Genomic DNA, 18,501 nt, shown 5'->3' on the forward strand with positions numbered 1-18,501 from the left:
ATCCAGGCCGCAAGTAAATTGTTCATATTTACCCATGGTTACGTTTTTCTCGCTATCGTTATGCAATTCGGGCCTTTGCAGCTTACCGATTAGTAGTATAAATACCCCTAACTTTCCTTATTTACTTGATGGATGCTTTTCGTTGAAACGTTGTCTGCTCTCTTTCGCCGCGCTATGTGCGGTGAGCTTTTCCACCGCCCAGGCAGCGCAGCCGCTGACGGCCCCGGTTTTAGCCTCTGATATCGCCGATCGCTACGCGAACCTGATCTATTACGGTAGCGGCGGGACGGGAATGGCGCTGGTGGTCATTGACGGTAACCAGCGCGTGTTTCGCAGCTTTGGTGAAACGCGCCCGGGGAATAACATTCACCCGCAGCTGGATTCGGTGATCCGTATTGCCTCCATCACCAAGCTGATGACCAGCGAAATGCTGGTGAAGCTTCTCGACCAGGGCGTGGTTAAACTCGACGACCCGCTCAGCAAATACGCACCACCAGGCGCTCGCGTCCCGACTTATCAGGGTGCCCCCATCAGACTGGTCAACCTGGCGACCCACACCAGTGCCCTGCCGCGAGAACAACCTGGCGGCGCGGCACATCGTCCCGTCTTTGTCTGGCCGACGCGCGAACAGCGCTGGAATTACCTGAGCACCGCGACGCTGAAAACCACGCCGGGTTCGCAGGCCGCCTATTCAAACCTCGCGTTTGATCTGCTGGCCGATGCGTTATCGACCGCTTCGGGTAAACCCTATCCTCAGCTGTTTGAAGAGCAGATTACCCGTCCGTTGGGGATGAAGGACACCACCTTTACCCCCTCCCCTGACCAGTGCCGTCGCCTGATGGTCGCTGAAAAAGGTGCCAGCCCGTGTAATAACACCCTGGCGGCGATCGGCAGCGGTGGTGTGTATTCAACGCCTGGCGACATGATGCGCTGGATGCAGCAGTTCCTCTCTTCGGATTTCTACTCTCGCACCCACCAGGCCGACCGCATGCAAACGCTGATTTATCAGCGTACCCAACTGACCCGCGTTATCGGTATGGACGTACCGGGTAAAGCCGACGCCCTCGGTTTGGGCTGGGTGTACATGGCGCCGAAAGACGGCCGCCCGGGCATTATTCAGAAAACCGGCGGCGGTGGCGGATTCATCACCTATATGGCGATGATCCCGCAGTCCAACGTAGGGGCGTTTGTGGTCGTCACCCGCTCGCCAAACACGCGCTTCGTTAACATGAGCGATGGCATCAATAATCTGGTTGCTGAGCTGAGCGCGAATAAAGCGCAGGTGCTGACGGCGTCTAACTGACCTAATAGTCCGCGGGCAGACGGTTGATGCTAACCAGTTTGCCCCGGCTCATCGTAATATAATTACCCTGCCGCAGCGCTGCCAGTACTTCCGCGACCACAGAGCGTGAGATCCCTGTGCTACGCTGAATATGATTCATAACGCCAATTTTTGAGCGCAGCGTTTCATCCCACTCGGCCATATTAATGAGCATGGCCCGGATCTGGCTGTAAGAGTTATTCCCCACCAGTTGCATGTCACGTTTACCCAGATGATGGTTGATCCACGACAGCCAACAAAAGGCGTCTTGCCAGAGTGAGGCTTGCTGAAGCCGTTGGTACAGTGAAGAGGCCGGTAAATAAAAACCTGAGCAATGTGAATGCGCCATCATCACATATTCCTGATGGCTATTATTTACCCACGCGCTTAAACCATAAATATAGGGTGCCTTTGCAATCCCCACGAGAAGTTCATCTGACTTTCTGTGGATGGCAACGACGCCGGTTTGTATTACAAATGTGTATGGAACATCATCCTCATTATTAGCGGTTGAAATTAATTTCTGTGGCGCGGTCTTAAAAGGGGTGCTGGCGACTTCCAGGCACTGTACGATCCGGCTTAATTCAGAAAGTGGCTTCGCATTAACATTCATGCAGACCTCAAGTCATCTGTATCTGTCGGTTCTCGATTATTTTTAATTGTTATATAAAAAAGCGGGGGAAATATTCCCCCGCTTTTTATATTTTACCAGGTATATTTCACACCCAGATTTGCACCCCAGTTCTGGTCAACGTCGCCGCCACCGAGATAAGTTGCATCAGTATATGCGCTGAAGTTCTTCGTGAAGCTGAACTGCGTGCCCAGACCCACACGAACCGCGGAACCTTCAACACCGTTGTCGATGCTGTCGTCGTTCACATCAGCATTGTTGTCGGCATCGTCATACACGTAAGCCAGCTTGAAGTAAGGCGTCAACGCCTGCTCTCCGCCGTAATTGAAGGTATAACCCGCATCTACGCCAAGCTCATAACGCAGGCTGTCGTATGACTGCCCATCAATTCGCATGTCGTTGCTCAGCTGATAGTCATCCCCGGACTGGAACAGGCCGGATACCGCCGCGTAAGGCGTGATGTAGCCAGACAGGTTTGGTTTCCAGTCGTAGCCCAGTTTCATCCCAAAGCCGACCGCATCGGTCGTGGTGTCACCGTCAACATACTGGCCGTTGCTCATGGTAGCGGAGAGATCGTTGTTGAAGCGGGTGTAGCTCAGGGAGCTGTCGAGGAACAGATCGTTCATGAACTTCGCTGACGCGTAGACCATCGCAGTCTGACTGTCCTGATCAACCTGACCGGTACGATCGCTGATATCGCCCTTCGCGAAGCCTGCCGCTCCACCTACGATCCATTTCGCATTGTTACCGTCAATCTGGGTATCCAGACCGACCATAATGCCGCTCACGTCCTGATCGTAGCTAACGTTGCCATTATCAGCGTCGAAGTTACCACCGAAGTAGCTCACCCACGCTCCGCCGTTATCCGCCAGGCCGTGGCGGCTGTTGGTCAGACGCGTGCCGACGGTATCCTGCTGCAGGTTCCAGATGTTGCTGTTAGCAGACGGGATGCTCAGCGCCATGTTGGCATAGTCGGTCAGCTCTTTCTGCTGCAGAACAACGGTGTCACCTTTCTGCTGCGCCTGATAGGTGTAGGCACCTAAATCGGCTTTGTTCGCGGCAGCAAAGCTGGCTGTGGTATCCGCGTTATTGTCATAGATGCGGACGATCTCTTTATTTTTGTAATCGGCAACGGAACCGGCACCGGTCGCATCATCGATGCGCACTTTGTAGTTACCTGCAACGTCACCGTTCACTGACAGATGGCCATCAGAATTAATCGCCACAACGCCGTAGTCGTAATCGGCATTGTACTTATCGTTGGTGATATAGCGTGCGTTGTTCAGATCGCTGTTCAGCACGTAATCGCGGCTGGCCACGTTCAGCACGCCGCCGTCGGTCAGCACCATGTTGTGCGTATCAACCTGACCCATACCCAGCGCCAGCTCGGCACCGTTGTCTACGGTAATGGTGTTGGCATACAGCTCAGCGGTCTCTTCAGTCAGCGCTGCGCGGCTGTAGCTGTCCAGGTACAGGCTGTCGGTCGCGACGGCGCCGCTGTCGCCGATATTCAGCGTTGAAGCATTGGTCAGCGTGATGGTGTCCGCCAGCAGGCCAGAGTTTTCAACATTGACCTGCGACTGATTATTCACCGTCAGCGCGTCAATGTTGGAGACTTTACGGGTATCCCACTCGGAACCGTTATCCAGCGCCACGTTGAACAGACCGCTCTGATAAACCTCTTCACCCGCAACGTGACCGTTGGTGTCGAAGGTAGAATCAGGCCAGATGCTGTTTGGCGAGAGCGTACGCCAGTCGACATCGCTATAGCCCTGACCGTACATTTGCGCGGTGCCGATGGCTTCGACGCTGGACTGCGCTGCACCCACCCACTTACTGCCGTTAGTCAGAGTGACATCCAGTGTATCGGTGCCATCCCAGCCGTTGGTGGTTGGGTTATACACACCGTCATCGGTGGTATCGGTTGCCGGGTCGCCATTCTCGTAGAAGTTGTTATCGAAGGTACTGGAGAACAGGATGTCACCTGTGACGGTGGAGTGATCGAACGTCGCTGTCGTCTGCATCGCGTTGTCAGACGCGCTGGCAGCCACGATCAGCGCCGCGTCATCCGCCGCCGTCGCGTTGGTTTCACCGTAGTCGCTCGGCTTGGCCGTTTGACCATAGAAACCGCTGGTACCCAGATCGCTGTATGCGCCGGAGGTCAGCACGGAGTCTTTCACCACCAGGGTATCGGTAAAGATGTTGCTACTATTGGCAACGCCTTCCACACCGTCATACGGGGTATTATCCAGTTCCTGATAACCCTGCGTCAGCGTGATACCGGCTACGTGGGAGTTATTCTGAATAACGATATCAGACTCTACATCCAGCGTAATGGCGTTACCCAGACCGTAGGTGTCCAGATAATGGGTTTCGGTGGTGTCACCATTCACAACGTCATAAGCATAATGCTCGTAGGTGTCATTGATGGTGCTGTTATCTACCGTCAGGCTAAAACGGTCATACGGCGTATGTGCAGTACCATCCGTCTCCGTGCCATCGGCACACGTCGTGGTCATACACTCAGACGTGATCATGCCGTTGATGGTGCTGTTGGAAATACTTAACGCATTCGCCCGGCCTTTAACGCCATCATCCAGATAGTATGTTGAAATAACACCGTTTACCGTGGATTTGTTAATCACCGGATAAATATCACCATCATGGGTGGCATCCGAGTAATCCCAATCTGCATAACCATAATACCAGGGGGTAGAGGCGGTATTATCATATCCAAACGTATTATACGTCGTGCCGGAAATATCCTTCGCATTAGCCTGAGAAGCGATAGCCAGGGTGCAGGCTAATGCAAGTTGAGATACAACCAGTTTCTTTTTCCATGTTTGCATTGGGTCATCCCTCCTCAGGGACGTAAGCAAGTTTGTCCGTCAAATCATTTTGCAATGTTTAATTGCGGAGGGAATTATGCAGTTTCATTTCTAAAAGGTTCAATGAATGATTCAATTAAGTCCGTATCCAGACAACTCACTTCTAAAAAACGAAACAATAAGAATCACCCTGAATAAATATTATAAAATCAGCAAATTACAATTCTATTTTATTGACCCAGCCAATATAATAAAAAACAATAGATCATTTATAATTATACCTTCCATTCAATTCAAAACTTCCGCCAATATTTCACGCACCTAAAAAACCATTATTCATTCTATAATATCGACATTTGATGCAGCTTGTTTTAGCGCATTTCGCAACATCAAAATGCCCAATTTCGTAAAACACCCCTCTTCACTTTCATGTACACTGGTCTTCTTTGTTCCACAAACATCAGGCATACCATGACCGATTTAATTGCACGTCCCCGCCGCCTGCGCAAGTCACCTGCACTGCGCGCTATGTTTGAAGAGACAACCCTGACCTTAAACGATCTGGTGTTGCCGATTTTTGTCGAAGAAGAGATCGATGACTACAAAGCCATCGAGGCGATGCCGGGCGTGATGCGCATTCCGGAAAAACATCTGGCGCGTGAGATTGAACGCATCGCCAACGCGGGGATCCGCTCGGTGATGACCTTCGGCATCTCTCACCATACCGACGCCACCGGCAGCGATGCATGGAAAGAAGATGGCCTCGTCGCCCGCATGTCCCGCATCTGCAAAGAGACCGTGCCGGAAATGGTGGTAATGTCCGACACCTGCTTCTGCGAATACACGTCTCACGGCCACTGCGGCGTGCTGTGCGATCACGGCGTGGACAACGATGCTACCCTGCTGAACCTCGGCAAGCAGGCGGTCGTCGCTGCCGCTGCAGGTGCGGACTTCATCGCCCCATCTGCGGCAATGGACGGACAGGTTCAGGCGATTCGTCAGGCGCTGGACGCGGCGGGCTTTACCGATACCGCCATCATGTCCTACTCCACTAAATTTGCCTCCTCCTTCTACGGTCCGTTCCGTGAAGCGGCGGGTACGGCGCTGAAGGGCGATCGTAAAACCTATCAGATGAACCCGCTGAACCGCCGCGAGGCGATTCGTGAATCCCTGCTGGATGAAGCCCAGGGCGCAGACTGCCTGATGGTGAAACCAGCGGGCGCGTACCTCGACATCCTGCGCGACATCCGCGAGCGCACCGAGCTGCCGCTGGGCGCTTACCAGGTCAGTGGCGAGTACGCGATGATCAAATTCGCCGCGCGGGCAGGGGCGATTGACGAAGAGAAAGTGGTCCTCGAAAGCCTGGGCGCGATCAAACGCGCGGGTGCGGACCTGATCTTCAGCTACTTCGCGCTGGATCTGGCTGAGAAGAAAATCCTCCGCTAATCTTCACCAAACTGCAATACAACCGACATCTGCTCCTTCTACTGTCTTCGCAAGACGGCAGGAGGAGTAACCATGTTTAGCCTCGATAGCGTTCTCGACGATCTTTGGCCTCAGGCGAGGCCTGCCCCCTGGCAAAAAAGTCTGTTAAAAAGACTGTTTTACGAAGACGAATTTCAGCAATTTGCCGCAGCCCACCGCCACCTGAAAGGGCTGGATATGGTGGAGCAAGTTCTGGAACACCTTGATATTCTCTGCACAGTTTCCGCCCGCGATCTCGAACAAATCCCCGAACATGGCCCGCTGGTCATTATTGCCAACCACCCGACGGGTACGCTGGACGGGCTGGCGCTGATGTACGCCGTCTCCCGCGTGCGACGCGATGTTAAAGTTGTGACCAACCGGATGCTGACTCACCTTGAGCCTCTCAGTTCGCTGTTTATTCCGGTGGACAATATGGGTGGCAGGACGGCGAAAACATCCCTGGTTAAGATGGAACAGCATCTGCAAAACGCAGGCGTGCTGGTCTTCTTCCCGGCAGGCGAAGTTTCCCGCCCCACGCGCAAGGGCATTCGCGATAAGAAATGGCATTCCGGCTTTATCAAACTCGCCAGCAAGCTGCGCGCCCCGCTGCTGCCGGTGCATATTCAGGCGCATAACAGCCTGCTCTTTTATGCCAGCACGCTGGTGTCGCCGACGCTGTCCTTGCTGCTGCTGATGCAGCAGATGTTCCGCCGACGCCATAGCCAGCTGCCGATTAAAATCGGCCAGCAGATTGCGTGGCATCACTGGCATAGCGCCACCCTTTCGTCGCGTGAGATGGCCGAGCAGTGTCGTCAGCACGTGATGCGTCTTGGCAAGGGAGTGCCTGGCGTCTTTAAAACCCAGTGCGCCATTGCCCGTCCTGAAGACCGGGCTATGCTGAGGCGTGAACTGGCGCAGGCCGAGTGTCTGGGGAAAACCAGCGACGGCAAAACCATCTACCTGTGGCAACGCAACGGGCAAGAAGAGGCTCCTCTGCTGCGCGAACTGGGCCGCCTGCGCGAGATTGCCTTTCGCGCCGTGGAGGAAGGGAGCGGCAAACGCCGGGACACGGACAGCTATGATGACGATTATCTACACCTGATCCTCTGGGATGAAGAGGATCTGGAGATCGTCGGCGCATATCGCTTTATGCCGACCGCAAAACAGGTTGAACGTCGCGGTCTGGAAGGGTTGTACAGCTATAGCCTGTTCCACTACGACGACAAAATGCAGGACGTACTGGAACACGGTATTGAACTGGGGCGCAGCTTCATTCAGCCGCGCTACTGGGGACGCCGCGGCCTGGATTATTTATGGTCCGGGATTGGGGCTTATCTGGCGCGTTATCCGCACTACCGCTACCTGTTTGGCCCGGTCTCCATCTCCGGCGGCTTACCGCCTGCTGCGCGGGATCTGCTGGTGGCATTTTACCGCCTGTGGTTCCCGGCAACGCATCCGCTAGCCGCCTCACGTCAGCCGTATCCCGCCTCGCTGCCGGACGTGCTTGCGCAGTTTGGCGGCGTGGATTACGTGGACGATCTGACGAAGCTGAAATCCCTGCTCGGCAATCTGGGCTGCGGCATTCCGCCACTCTACAAGCAATATTCCGAACTCTGTGAACCCGGCGGCGTACAGTTTATTGATTTCGGCAGCGACCCGGCGTTCAACAACTGCGTCGACGGGCTGGTGCTGGTGGATTTGTGTTACCTGAAGGCGAACCGCTATCAGCGGTATATTGAGGCGCACCTTTAAATGTGCGGTTTTTGTAGGCCGGGTAAGCGCAGCGCCACCCGGCAAGAACGGTGCACAATTGCCGGGTGGCGGCTACGCCTTACCCGGCCTACGGGTGCGACGGTTCAAGGACGGTAAAACGGCTTATCCCCCAAAATCGTCGCCCGCTGCATAATCCTGCGCTGCGGAAGATAGTCCGCATTGGCATAGTGCTGCGTTACCCGGTTATCCCAGATCGCCAGGTCGTTCTCCTGCCAGCGCCAGCGCACCTGAAACTCCGGCTTTGTGATATGCGCGAAGAGGAACCCCAGCAGCGCCTCACTCTCTTTCTCGGATACGTCCACGATGCGCGTTGTGAACCCTTCGTTCACGAACAGCGCCTGCTTGCCCGTGACCGGATGGGTGCGCACCACCGGGTGCAGCAGCGGAGGATGCTTCGCTACCGCCTCCTGCCAGCGCTGATGTTCCTCTTCCGTTTTACGGTACTTGTACTCCTGGAACGATTTTTTGAAGTCGTGCTCCGCCCGCAGCCCGCTCAGCAGCGTCCGGAACGGCGCGGAGAGCGCCTCATACGCCGCAATGCCGCTGGCCCACAGCGTATCCCCGCCCGTCTCCGGCAGCAGCTTCGCCGCCAGAATCGCCCCGGCGGGTGGCGTCTCGATAAAGGTCACGTCGGTGTGCCAGTTGTCATTGTCCGGCGGGTTATCGTTGTGGGTGTCCAGAACGATAATCTCCTCCACGCCTTCCGCATGCGGATAGACCGGGTGGATATGCAGATCGCCAAAGCGCAGGGCCAGCGCGCGCTGCTGCTGCGGGGTGATCGCCTGTTCGCGCAGGAACACCACCTGATGGCGCAGCACCGCGTGGTACAGCTGCTCGAACTGGTTATCGCTCAGCGGACGGGTCACATCCAGGCCCGACACCTGCGCGCCAATGTACGGCCCCAGCGGGGTAATGGTCAGACGTTCACTCATTGTATTTCTCCATGCCAGGGCGTCAGGCGGCGCTGTAACGCGCGCAGCCCCAGTTCTAATCCAAAGGCGATCGCGGCGATCACCGCGATCCCTGCCAGTACCACGTCAGTCGCCAGGAACTCTCCCGCCGACTGCACCATAAACCCAAGGCCGCGCGTGGCTGCAATCAGCTCTGCCGCCACCAGCGTGGACCAGCCCACGCCGAGGCCGATGCGCAGCCCGGTTAAAATCTCCGGCAGTGCGCCCGGTAAAATCACGAACAGCAGCACCTGCGTGCGGCTGGCTCCCAGCGACTGCGCCGCGCGGATCCGCACCTGCTGGGCGCTTTTAACGCCTGCCAGCGCCGACATGGCAACCGGGGCAAAAATCGCCAGATAAATCAGCAGGATTTTTGACGTTTCACCGATGCCGAACCAGATAACCATCAACGGCAGATAGGCCAGCGGCGGCACCGGACGGTAAAGCTCAATCAGCGGGTCGAGTATGCCGCGCACCGTCGGGCTTAAGCCCATCGCGATCCCGACCGGAATCCCGATAATTACCGCCGCCAGCAGCGCCACCAGAATACGCGCCAGACTTGCACCTAAGTGCTGCCAGAGCGTGGCATCCATAAAGCCCTGCGGCCCGGCGATGGTAATGAGTTTGGCCAGCACCTGTCCCGGCGGCGGCAGAAACAGCGGGCTGACCCACTGCTGGGCAGCAACCGCCCACCACACCGCCAGTAAGACCAGCAGCGTACCGACGCTCAAGGTGATTTGGCGCGAGAAAGGCCAGCGCAGCGCCAGACGCGTGCGGCGCGTTTTTTCACTGAAGACGATGCTCATGAGAAAGCCTCCCGTTGTTCAAACACGCGGCTTAAGACGTATTCACGCTGTTCGATAAACAGCGGATCGGATTTGATGCTGCGCACGGGTTCTCCCGCGACGTAGCGGCGGGCGAAATCCAGCGGCAAACGCTCCAGCACGCGGCCCGGCCCCGGCGAGAGTAGCACCAGCTCGGTCGCCATAAACACCGCCTCTTCGATATCGTGGGTAATCAACAGCACCTGCTTGCCCGTCTCATGCCACAGGCGCAGCAGCAGGGTTTGCATCTGCTCGCGGGTGAAGGCATCCAGCGCCCCGAACGGCTCGTCCAGCAGCAACAGCTGCGGATTTGCGGCCAGCGCGCGGGCAATCCCGACGCGCTGCCGCTGGCCGCCGGAAAGCTGCCAGATAAAGCGTTTTTCCGCCCCTTCCAGCCCCACTTTTTTCAGCATCGCCCGCGCCGTTTCCAGCCGCAGTTCACGATTAACACCCGCCAGCTGCAGCCCAAACGCCACGTTTTCCTGCACGTTGCGCCAGGGGAGCAGCCCTTCATTCTGGAAGACCACGCCGCGCTCGGCGCCCGGGCCTTCCACCTTTTTGCCTTCCAGTTGAATGGTGCCATGCTGATAAGGGACAAACCCGGCGATCAGATTCAGCAGCGTGGTTTTTCCGCACCCTGACGGGCCCAGCACCACCAGCAGCTCACCGCTGTCCAGCGTCAGGTCGATGTCCTCCAGCGCGGGTTTACCACCGTAATCGGCATACAGGTTCGTAATATTCAGCATGGCGGACTCCTTATTTCACAAAACGATCGGTCACGTACTGGCTGTAATCCGCTGCCACCGCAGGCACTTTGCCCTGCTCTTTCAGGAAGGTGGCGGTATCCACAATCGCTTTGTTCACCGGCCCGGTCAGCTGCTGCACCTGCTGCGCGGGGGTCAGATAGGTATTGCCTTTCACCAGTCCCGGCACGTCCGCCTCCGGCACGCCGCTCAGGCGGGAGAGTTTTTCCAGGTTGGCGGGCTGCTTCAGCCATTCATCCGGGTTGCTGATGTACGGCTGCTGGGCGTCAATCGCGCTTTTCGCAAAGGCTTTCACCACCTCAGGATGTTTCTCGGCAAAGTCTTTGCGCACGACCCACACGTCGAGGGTTGGCGCGCCCCACTGGCCCACTTTTTCAGAGTCGGTCAGCACGGTGCCGTCTTTTTCCAGCTCGTTCACCGCCGGTGCCCAGACGTAGGCACCGTCAATGTCGCCGCGCTGCCAGGCGGCGATAATCGCCGGCGGCTGCAGGTTGAGAATTTGTACCTGACCCGGCTTGATGCCCCAGTGTTTCAGCGCCGCCAGCAGGCTGTAGTGCGTAGTTGAAATGAACGGCACGGCGATGCGTTTGCCGATCAGATCTTCCGGTTTGGTGATGTTTTTCTTCACCACCAGCGCTTCAGAGTTACCGAGCTGTGAGGCGAGCAGGAACACCTCAATCGGCACCTGCTGGCTGGCCGCCACCGCCAGCGGGCTGGATCCAATATTGCCGATCTGCACGTCGCCAGAGGCTAACGCACGCACGACGGATGCCCCGCTGTCGAACTTGCGCCAGTCGACTTTCGCGCCGCTCTCTTTGGCAAAGGTGTTGTCCGCCTGCGCGACTTTCGCCGGTTCCGCAGAGGTCTGATACGCAACGGTGACGTCTACCGCCTGCGCCTGAAAAGCCCACAGCGCCAGTGCGCCGAGTAATGTGATTCGCGATGAAATTGCCATAGTGCCTGCTCCCCTTGTTGTTATGAGGGCAGTATTTCCGGCGCGGGAATTTTGATAAAGGAATAAAAAGGTATCGCTCATTCCGAATCGTTTTTAGAAAAAAACCGGCAAAGGATAGTTAAAAAGTGGGCTGTGGCTTTATTGCAATTTTGTTACATCGGTTACATAACCGCAGCCGCAGGATTGCCAGCCCGCCGGCAACGGGCATCATAGGTCAACGAATGAGCAAAGGGTGTCGAGATGATTAAAGTGGTGCTGGTGGACGATCACGTGGTGGTGCGTTCCGGTTTCGCCCAACTGTTAAATCTGGAAGAGGATGTGATCGTTGAGGGCCAGTTTAGCAGCGCGGCGGAGGCGTGGCCCGCCCTGTCGCGCAACGATATCGACGTGGCGGTGATGGACGTCGCGATGCCGGACGAAAACGGTCTTAGCCTGCTCAAGCGCCTGCGCCAGCAGCGGCCGACGTTTCGCGCCATCATCCTGAGCATCTACGACACACCGGCCTTTGTGCAAAGTGCCCTCGACGCGGGTGCAAGCGGCTATCTTACTAAGCGCTGCGGCCCGGAGGAGCTGGTGCAGGCCGTGCGCGCCGTCGGCATGGGCGGGCATTACCTGTGCGCCGATGCGGTAAAAGCGCTGCGCGGCGGCGAGCCGATGCCAAAAGTGCTTGAGGCGCTCACTCCGCGCGAGCGCGAAGTGTTTGAACTGCTGGTGAAAGGCGAAAGCGTGAAGGAGATTGCCTATACGCTTTCGCTGAGCCATAAAACCGTTCATGTCCATCGCGCCAACGTGCTGGGCAAGCTTCAGTGCAGCAGTACCATCGACCTGGTGCACTTCGCGCTTGATAACCAACTGCTCACGGGCCACTGATGCGGCGCGCTGTCCGGCATCTGATCCTGTCCCTGTTCATTATGCTGGCCTGGGGAACCGGCTGGCTGATGCTGTGGACGCTGAGCTTCTACCTTACCCACAACGGCCAGCAGGCGGTGCTGTTTCTGCCGCAGGGGGTGTGGCTGGCGCTGATGATTTTACTTTCACGCCATTACTGGCCTGCATTAATTCTTCCCCCCCTTGCCGCCATTCTGTGGCTGCACGGTGAGCAGCTCCTCACGCGTTATCTGATGCTTGCCGTGCCGCTTATCGGCATCGTCAGCGCCTGGCTGGCGCAGCGGTACTGGCACCGCTTCCCGCTCTACTGGCAGCGGCTGTCGACGCTGATTGCGGCGGTGACGGTGAATGCCCTGCTGCAAACCTTGCTCCTGTCGCCCTTTCTGGACAGCCCGGCCACGCTGCTTTTGCTCGGCTCATTTACCGGTGGCGTACTGCTTACGCCGTTCGTCTATCTGGTCTTCGAATTTTTACGCCAGCAGCATCGTTACCATCTGCTGGGGCTGGACACCAGCAATCCGCCGCTGCGTACCTCGCTGATTATCTGGTGCAGCCTGTTTTTCATTATCGGCATCGGCACGCAGATGGTGCTCTCCCCGGCGCTGGAGCGACTGCTGCTGATTGTCGTGTTCCTGCCCAACGTGGTGATGGCGTGGAAATTCGGCTGGCAGGGCGGTGTCCTTTCCGGGCTGCTCGGCAGCATGATGATCACCATTGCCCGCCAGGTAGGCGTTGGGTTTAGCGACCTTCTCGAACTGGAAATTTTTCTCTCTACCCAGTCGCTGCTGGGGATTGGCCTGGGGATCGCCATCAGCCGCCAGCAGCATCTGGCGATGAACCTCGAACGCTATCGCCACCGGCTTGAGAGTGAACTTCAGGCCAGACGGGCGCTGGCGGAAAAACTGATCCATTCCGAAGAGGACACCCGCAAGCAGCTGGCGCGCGAGCTTCACGACGAAATTGGCCAGAACATCACCGCTATCCAGATCCAGTCTCAGCTGGTGAAGCGGGCGAGCGATACGCCGCTCGCCATTGAGGCCGCCGGACAGATCAACGACCTCGCGCGGCGTATTCACCACTCCACGCGCCAGCTGCTGCGCCAGCTCCGCCCACCCGTGCTCGACGAGCTGTCGCTCCACGAGGCTCTGCACCACCTGGTCAACGAGTTCGCCTTTGCTGAACGCGGGATCCGCTGCCGTTTTGATTACCGGCTTCCCACGCCGCCGGAGAGCGAAACGCTGGTCTTTACGCTGTATCGCCTGCTACAGGAGCTGCTCAACAACGTCTGCAAACACGCCAACGCCAGTGAGGTCACGATTCTGCTCTGCCAGCGTCACGCGCGGCTGTACCTTGAGGTGCACGATAACGGCAGCGGCATCAGCCCGCAGCAGCAGCCCGGCTTCGGCATTCAGGGCATGCGCGAACGCGTCTCGGCGCTCGGCGGCGAACTGACGCTGGAATCCCGTCTCGGGACGCGCGTAATTGTTAACCTGCCCACAAATTTGCAACAAACGCCGCGCTGACCAGGAAAAAGTCTTAGTCACTCCAGACTTTGTCTCATCCCATTTATGCCGCACTTCCCTACAGTCATCTCAAACGGAGAACGCCATGCACGCACTGTCTGCTGAAGAGGTTTCACAACGTTACCGGGCGCTGCGCCCCAGGCTGCTCCTTTGTATGGTGATTGGCTACGCCGCGTTTTACCTGACGCGAAAAAGCCTGAACACTGTTTTACCCGCGCTGCAGCTGGATTTGGGGCTCAGCAAGGGCGATATCGGGCTTATCGGCTCGCTGTTTTATCTCAGCTACGGGCTGTCCAAATTTGCCGCCGGACTCTGGCACGACAGCCACGGACAGCGCGCCTTTATGGGCATCGGGCTGCTGGCAACGGGCGTGCTGAACGTGCTGTTCAGCTTTAGCGATGCGTTCCCGCTGCTGCTGTTTATCTGGACGCTGAACGGCTTCTTTCAGGGCTGGGGCTGGCCACCCTGCGCCAGGCTGCTGACCCACTGGTATTCGCGTAACGAGCGCGGCTTCTGGTGGGGTTGCTGGAATACCTCCATCAATATCGGTGGCGCGATTATTCCGTTGATTTGCGCCGTTGCCGCCCACCGATGGGGCTGGCAAGCGGCGATGCTGACACCGGGGATTATCAGCATCGTGCTCGGCCTGTGGCTGACCACACAGCTGCGGGGCACACCGCAGGAAGAGGGTCTGCCCACGGTCGGGGAGTGGCGGAGCGATCCGCTGGAGCTGCGCCAGCAGCAGCAAAGCCCGCCGATGGGGCTATGGCAGATGTTGCGCACCACCATGCTGCAAAACCCGATGATCTGGCTGCTCGGGGCGTCGTATGTGCTGGTGTATCTCATCCGTATCGCCCTGAACGACTGGGGCAACATCTGGCTGGCAGAAAGCCACGGCGTGAACCTGCTCAGCGCCAACGCCACGGTGATGCTGTTCGAAGTGGGCGGCTTACTGGGCGCATTGTTTGCTGGATGGGGGTCAGACCTGCTGTTCAGCGGCCAGCGTGCACCGATGATTTTGCTGTTCACGCTGGGGCTGATGGTGTCTGTCGCCGCGCTGTGGCTGGCACCGGTTCACCACTATGCCCTGCTGGCGATGTGCTTTTTTACGGTCGGATTTTTCGTCTTCGGTCCGCAGATGCTCATTGGCCTTGCCGCCGTTGAGTGTGGACACAAACAGGCGGCAGGCTCGATTACCGGCTTTCTGGGCGTATTTGCCTATCTGGGCGCCTCGCTGGCCGGGTGGCCTTTGTCGCAGGTGATTGAACGCTACGGCTGGTCGGGGATGTTCAGTTTGCTCTCGATTGCCGCCGTCCTGATGGGTTTATTACTGATGCCCTTGCTGATGGCGGGCATCACCGCTTCTCGCAGTCACATAACGTCATAAAAAGGGCTGAATAATGAAAACAACGCTTCTCTCTACCCTCATAGCTTCCGGGATCGCGCTGGCTACCTTAACCGGTGCCGCACAGGCCAAAGGCCGTCTGGTGGTGTACTGCAGCGCCACCAACGAAATGTGCGAAGTCGAAACCAAAGCGTTCGGTGAAAAGTACGATGTTAAAACCTCGTTTATCCGCAACGGCTCCGGCAGCACGCTGGCGAAAGTGGATGCCGAGAAGAAAAACCCGCAGGCCGATGTCTGGTACGGCGGCACGCTCGATCCGCAGTCCCAGGCCGGTGAAATGGGGCTACTCCAGCCCTATAAATCGAAAAACCTGGAACAGATCATGGAGAAATTCCGCGATCCGGCCAAGGTGAAGGGCAACCTCTCTTCAGCGGTTTACGTCGGGATCTTAGGCTTTGGCGTCAACACCCAGCGCCTGAAAGAGAAAAACCTGCCGGTCCCAAAATGCTGGAAGGATCTGACCAAACCGGAATACAAGGGCGAGATCCAGATCGCCGATCCGCAAAGCTCCGGCACCGCCTATACCGCGCTGGCAACCTTCGTCCAGCTGTGGGGGGAAGATCAGGCCTTCGACTACCTGAAACAGCTGAACAGCAACGTGTCTCAGTACACCAAATCCGGCATTGCCCCGGCACGTAACGCCGCGCGCGGTGAAACCGCCATCGGCATCGGCTTCCTGCACGACTACTCGCTGGAAAAAGAGCAGGGTGCGCCGCTGGAGCTGATCTCTCCGTGCGAAGGCACCGGGTATGAAATTGGCGGCGTGAGCATTCTGAAGGGCGCGCGCAACGAAGAGAACGCGAAGCTGTTCGTGGACTGGGTGCTCTCCAAAGAAGCGCAGGAGCTGGCGTGGAAGAAGGGCAAGTCCTACCAAATCCTGACCAACACCACGGCGGAAACTTCGCCGAACTCGCTCAAGCTCGATGACCTGAAGCTCATCAGCTATGACATGGACAAGTACGGCTCCACGGACGTGCGTAAAGCGCTGATCAATAAATGGGTCAGCGACGTGAAGATGGGTAAATAAGCCCGCGAACAGTGGTCATCGCCCGGCAGCATTCCTTTGCCGGGCATCCAACACCCGGAAAACTTATGTCACAGACACTTGCTCTTCATTCCGCCACAAAGCGGGATGCGGTATTCCTGTGGGTTTTACTCGGCTGGCTGGCCTTTGCCCTGCTGCCGAGCTGGAGCCTTGATTACGGCCTGCTGGAGTCTACCGGGGATGAGATCCTCGACGCCTACGGCTGGTCCCATGTCAACGTCAGCTGGCTGTGGTACCTGCTGCCGAGCCTGCTGCTGGTGCGCCCGTTTAAGGAAGCAAAGCGCGAGCAGCGCAGCCGCCACTATCTTGACGCGGGCTGGGCGCTGCTGTGTATGGCGTTCGTGGTCATTAGCGCCACCGTGGAAGGACGCGGTTTAGGCTATGCCACCATCGTGCTGTTTGTTGCCCTGGGCGCCATCATGACGCTGGCCCTCACCCGCCTGGAGTGGCTGGGCGGCGATCGCTTTGTCATCGGCTCGCTGATTACCATCGTGGCGCTGATCGGTATTTTTATCGTCTGGCCGAGCATCGCCATTTTCATTCCGATGTTCACCAACGACGCAGGTGAATTCGCCCCGCTGGCCTTTATGAACGTGCTGTCGCAGGCGCACATTATCCAGGTCATCATCAACTCGATTCTGCTGTCGATAGCCGTCGGGGTCGGCTGCACCTTCTTTGGCCTGGTGCTGGCGATCTACACCACGCGCATCGCCAAACGCAGCGCCATCATTGGACGTATCTTCTCGATTCTCCCCATCGTGACCCCGCCGTTTGTGGTGGGGTTGGGCGTTACGCTGATGATGGGGCGCTCTGGCTATATGACGGAGCTGATGGTGGACTGGTTTGGGTTAACCAATACCAACTGGCTGTACGGCTTCACCGGCATCTGGCTGGCGCAGGTGCTGGCCTTCACGCCGATGGCCTTTATGATCCTCGACGGCGCGATCAAAACCATCCACCCGTCGCTGGAAGAGGCCTCGTACACCCTGCGTGCCAGCCGCTGGCAGACCTTTAACGGCGTCTTCGTGCCGCTGCTGAAACCGGCGCTGGCGAATGCGTTCTTAATCGTGATTGTGCAGTCGCTGGCCGACTTCAGTAACCCGCTGGTGCTGGGCGGGAACTTCGACGTGCTGGCCACGCAGATCTACTTCTACATTACCGGCTCACAGCTGGATTATCAGGCAGCGAGTACCCTTGGGGCCTTCCTGCTGCTGTTCTCGCTGCTGGTGTTCTGCATCCAGTACATGTGGATCGGCAAGCGCTCCTACGTCACCGTGTCCGGTAAATCGTACCGCGGCGACGTGCAGCCGCTGCCGGTGACGCTGGTGTGGAGCGTGATCGCCCTGCTGGCGGTGTGGATCGCCTTTAACGCCCTGCTCTACGGCAGCATTTTCTACGGCAGCTTTACCGTCAACTGGGGCGTGGATTACACCCTGACGCTGGATAACTTTATCAAGCTGTTCGGCCAGGGGATGAGCGACGGCGCGTGGCCTTCGCTGCTCGATACCCTGCTCTACGCCGGGATTGCCGCGCCGATCACCGCCGCCTTCGGACTGCTGATTGCCTGGGTTGTGGTGCGCCAGCAGTTCCGGGGTAAAAAGACCATCGAGTTCACCACCATGCTGTGCTTTGCCGTACCGGGTACCGTGGCGGGCGTGTCGTACATTCTGGCCTTTAACAGCGCGCCAGTGTACCTCACGGGCACCGCCGCCATCGTGATTATCTCCATGGTAATGCGTAACGTGCCGGTGGGGATTCGCGCCGGGATCGCGGGATTAGGGCAGATCGACAAGTCACTGGACGAGGCCTCGCTGAGCCTGCGTGCCGGAAGCCTGCGCACCATCACCCACATCCTGCTGCCGCTGCTGCGTCCGGCCATTTTATCAGCACTGATTTACAGCTTTGTGCGCGCCATCACCACCGTCAGCGCCATTGTGTTCCTCGTCACGCCGGACACCCGCGTGGCAACGGCCTACATTCTGAACCGCGTGGAAGACGGCGAATACGGTGTGGCGATTGCCTACGGCTCGATCCTGATTGTGGTCATGCTGGCGATCATTTTCCTCTTTGACTGGCTGATCGGCGAGGCGCGTATCTCCCGTTCAAAAGCCAAAAACCAGGCGTAAC

General features: G+C 57.6%; 14 protein-coding genes. 8 read left to right on the top strand and 6 right to left on the bottom strand.

From position 1 onward, the window contains the following. Positions 1 to 142: 142 nt before the first annotated feature. Positions 143 to 1,303: a D-alanyl-D-alanine-carboxypeptidase/endopeptidase AmpH gene (ampH, locus tag KW829_RS16260; RefSeq protein WP_089599247.1), complete on the top strand. Its 1,161-nt coding sequence runs from the start codon at positions 143 to 145 to the stop codon at positions 1,301 to 1,303. A 1-nt stretch (position 1,304) separates the two neighbouring features. Here ampH and KW829_RS16265 read toward each other — a convergent pair whose 3' ends face one another. Together KW829_RS16265 and KW829_RS16270 are read right to left on the bottom strand one after the other, a co-directional pair. After that, positions 1,305 to 1,934 carry a helix-turn-helix domain-containing protein gene (locus KW829_RS16265; protein WP_029484991.1) on the bottom strand — a complete coding sequence of 210 codons (630 nt, stop codon included), beginning with the start codon at positions 1,932 to 1,934 and terminating at the stop codon, positions 1,305 to 1,307. A 92-nt stretch (positions 1,935 to 2,026) separates the two neighbouring features. Beyond that, complete coding sequence (locus tag KW829_RS16270) at positions 2,027 to 4,801, bottom strand: autotransporter outer membrane beta-barrel domain-containing protein (protein ID WP_218308609.1); 2,775 nt, start codon at positions 4,799 to 4,801, stop codon at positions 2,027 to 2,029. Between the two features lie 450 nt (positions 4,802 to 5,251). Here KW829_RS16270 and hemB point away from each other — a divergent pair, with 450 nt between their 5' ends. Then, positions 5,252 to 6,226: a porphobilinogen synthase gene (gene hemB / locus KW829_RS16275; protein ID WP_010427978.1), complete on the top strand. Its 975-nt coding sequence runs from the start codon at positions 5,252 to 5,254 to the stop codon at positions 6,224 to 6,226. 72 nt (positions 6,227 to 6,298) lie between these two features. Then, a complete protein-coding gene (locus tag KW829_RS16280; protein WP_172701342.1) occupies positions 6,299 to 7,999 on the top strand; it encodes a lysophospholipid acyltransferase family protein in 1,701 nt (566 codons plus the stop codon). A 104-nt stretch (positions 8,000 to 8,103) separates the two neighbouring features. Here KW829_RS16280 and tauD read toward each other — a convergent pair whose 3' ends face one another. The 4 genes from tauD to tauA are packed head-to-tail and all read right to left on the bottom strand — an operon-like array spanning position 8,104 to position 11,513. Then, a complete protein-coding gene (gene tauD, locus KW829_RS16285) occupies positions 8,104 to 8,952 on the bottom strand; it encodes a taurine dioxygenase (protein WP_218308610.1) in 849 nt (282 codons plus the stop codon). Next, complete coding sequence (tauC, locus tag KW829_RS16290; protein ID WP_010427972.1) at positions 8,949 to 9,776, bottom strand: taurine ABC transporter permease TauC; 828 nt, start codon at positions 9,774 to 9,776, stop codon at positions 8,949 to 8,951. Before tauC ends, tauD begins: the two co-directional genes overlap by 4 nt. After that, on the bottom strand, positions 9,773 to 10,540 hold the full coding sequence (gene tauB / locus KW829_RS16295) for a taurine ABC transporter ATP-binding subunit (protein WP_172701341.1): 768 nt from the start codon (positions 10,538 to 10,540) through the stop codon (positions 9,773 to 9,775). The genes tauC and tauB overlap by 4 nt, the downstream gene beginning before the upstream one ends. Before the next feature lie 10 nt (positions 10,541 to 10,550). Continuing rightward, complete coding sequence (tauA, locus tag KW829_RS16300) at positions 10,551 to 11,513, bottom strand: taurine ABC transporter substrate-binding protein (RefSeq protein WP_042716721.1); 963 nt, start codon at positions 11,511 to 11,513, stop codon at positions 10,551 to 10,553. Between the two features lie 240 nt (positions 11,514 to 11,753). On the opposite strand from tauA, the gene KW829_RS16305 reads away from it, so the two are divergent. From KW829_RS16305 to KW829_RS16325, 5 genes are all read left to right on the top strand, one after another. Continuing rightward, on the top strand, positions 11,754 to 12,383 hold the full coding sequence (locus KW829_RS16305) for a response regulator transcription factor (protein ID WP_010427966.1): 630 nt from the start codon (positions 11,754 to 11,756) through the stop codon (positions 12,381 to 12,383). Beyond that, on the top strand, positions 12,383 to 13,924 hold the full coding sequence (locus KW829_RS16310) for an MASE1 domain-containing protein (RefSeq protein WP_218308611.1): 1,542 nt from the start codon (positions 12,383 to 12,385) through the stop codon (positions 13,922 to 13,924). The genes KW829_RS16305 and KW829_RS16310 overlap by 1 nt, the downstream gene beginning before the upstream one ends. Before the next feature lie 85 nt (positions 13,925 to 14,009). Then, on the top strand, positions 14,010 to 15,311 hold the full coding sequence (gene uhpC / locus KW829_RS16315) for an MFS transporter family glucose-6-phosphate receptor UhpC (RefSeq protein ID WP_033487711.1): 1,302 nt from the start codon (positions 14,010 to 14,012) through the stop codon (positions 15,309 to 15,311). 13 nt (positions 15,312 to 15,324) lie between these two features. Then, entirely contained in the window at positions 15,325 to 16,356 is a 1,032-nt protein-coding gene (locus tag KW829_RS16320; protein ID WP_148400274.1) for an ABC transporter substrate-binding protein, read from the top strand. A gap of 65 nt (positions 16,357 to 16,421) precedes the next feature. Continuing rightward, the gene (locus KW829_RS16325) at positions 16,422 to 18,500 is read left to right on the top strand and encodes an iron ABC transporter permease (RefSeq protein WP_218308612.1); all 2,079 of its coding nucleotides are present in this window, start codon (positions 16,422 to 16,424) and stop codon (positions 18,498 to 18,500) included. Position 18,501: the final 1 nt, after the last annotated feature.

Origin of the sequence: Enterobacter sp. ENT02, assembly GCF_019219165.1 — a bacterium.
In the GTDB taxonomy this organism is placed as follows: Bacteria; Pseudomonadota; Gammaproteobacteria; order Enterobacterales; family Enterobacteriaceae; genus Enterobacter; species Enterobacter mori.

Coding starts and splice junctions, on each gene's coding strand:
- KW829_RS16280 (WP_172701342.1), top strand. CDS start 6,299: ATGTTTAGCCTCGATAGCGTTCTCGACGATCTTTGGCCTCAGGCGAGG.
- tauB (WP_172701341.1), bottom strand. CDS start 10,540: ATGCTGAATATTACGAACCTGTATGCCGATTACGGTGGTAAACCCGCG.
- KW829_RS16305 (WP_010427966.1), top strand. CDS start 11,754: ATGATTAAAGTGGTGCTGGTGGACGATCACGTGGTGGTGCGTTCCGGT.
- KW829_RS16265 (WP_029484991.1), bottom strand. CDS start 1,934: ATGAATGTTAATGCGAAGCCACTTTCTGAATTAAGCCGGATCGTACAG.
- tauA (WP_042716721.1), bottom strand. CDS start 11,513: ATGGCAATTTCATCGCGAATCACATTACTCGGCGCACTGGCGCTGTGG.
- tauC (WP_010427972.1), bottom strand. CDS start 9,776: ATGAGCATCGTCTTCAGTGAAAAAACGCGCCGCACGCGTCTGGCGCTG.
- KW829_RS16320 (WP_148400274.1), top strand. CDS start 15,325: ATGAAAACAACGCTTCTCTCTACCCTCATAGCTTCCGGGATCGCGCTG.
- tauD (WP_218308610.1), bottom strand. CDS start 8,952: ATGAGTGAACGTCTGACCATTACCCCGCTGGGGCCGTACATTGGCGCG.
- KW829_RS16270 (WP_218308609.1), bottom strand. CDS start 4,801: ATGCAAACATGGAAAAAGAAACTGGTTGTATCTCAACTTGCATTAGCC.
- uhpC (WP_033487711.1), top strand. CDS start 14,010: ATGCACGCACTGTCTGCTGAAGAGGTTTCACAACGTTACCGGGCGCTG.
- KW829_RS16325 (WP_218308612.1), top strand. CDS start 16,422: ATGTCACAGACACTTGCTCTTCATTCCGCCACAAAGCGGGATGCGGTA.
- hemB (WP_010427978.1), top strand. CDS start 5,252: ATGACCGATTTAATTGCACGTCCCCGCCGCCTGCGCAAGTCACCTGCA.
- KW829_RS16310 (WP_218308611.1), top strand. CDS start 12,383: ATGCGGCGCGCTGTCCGGCATCTGATCCTGTCCCTGTTCATTATGCTG.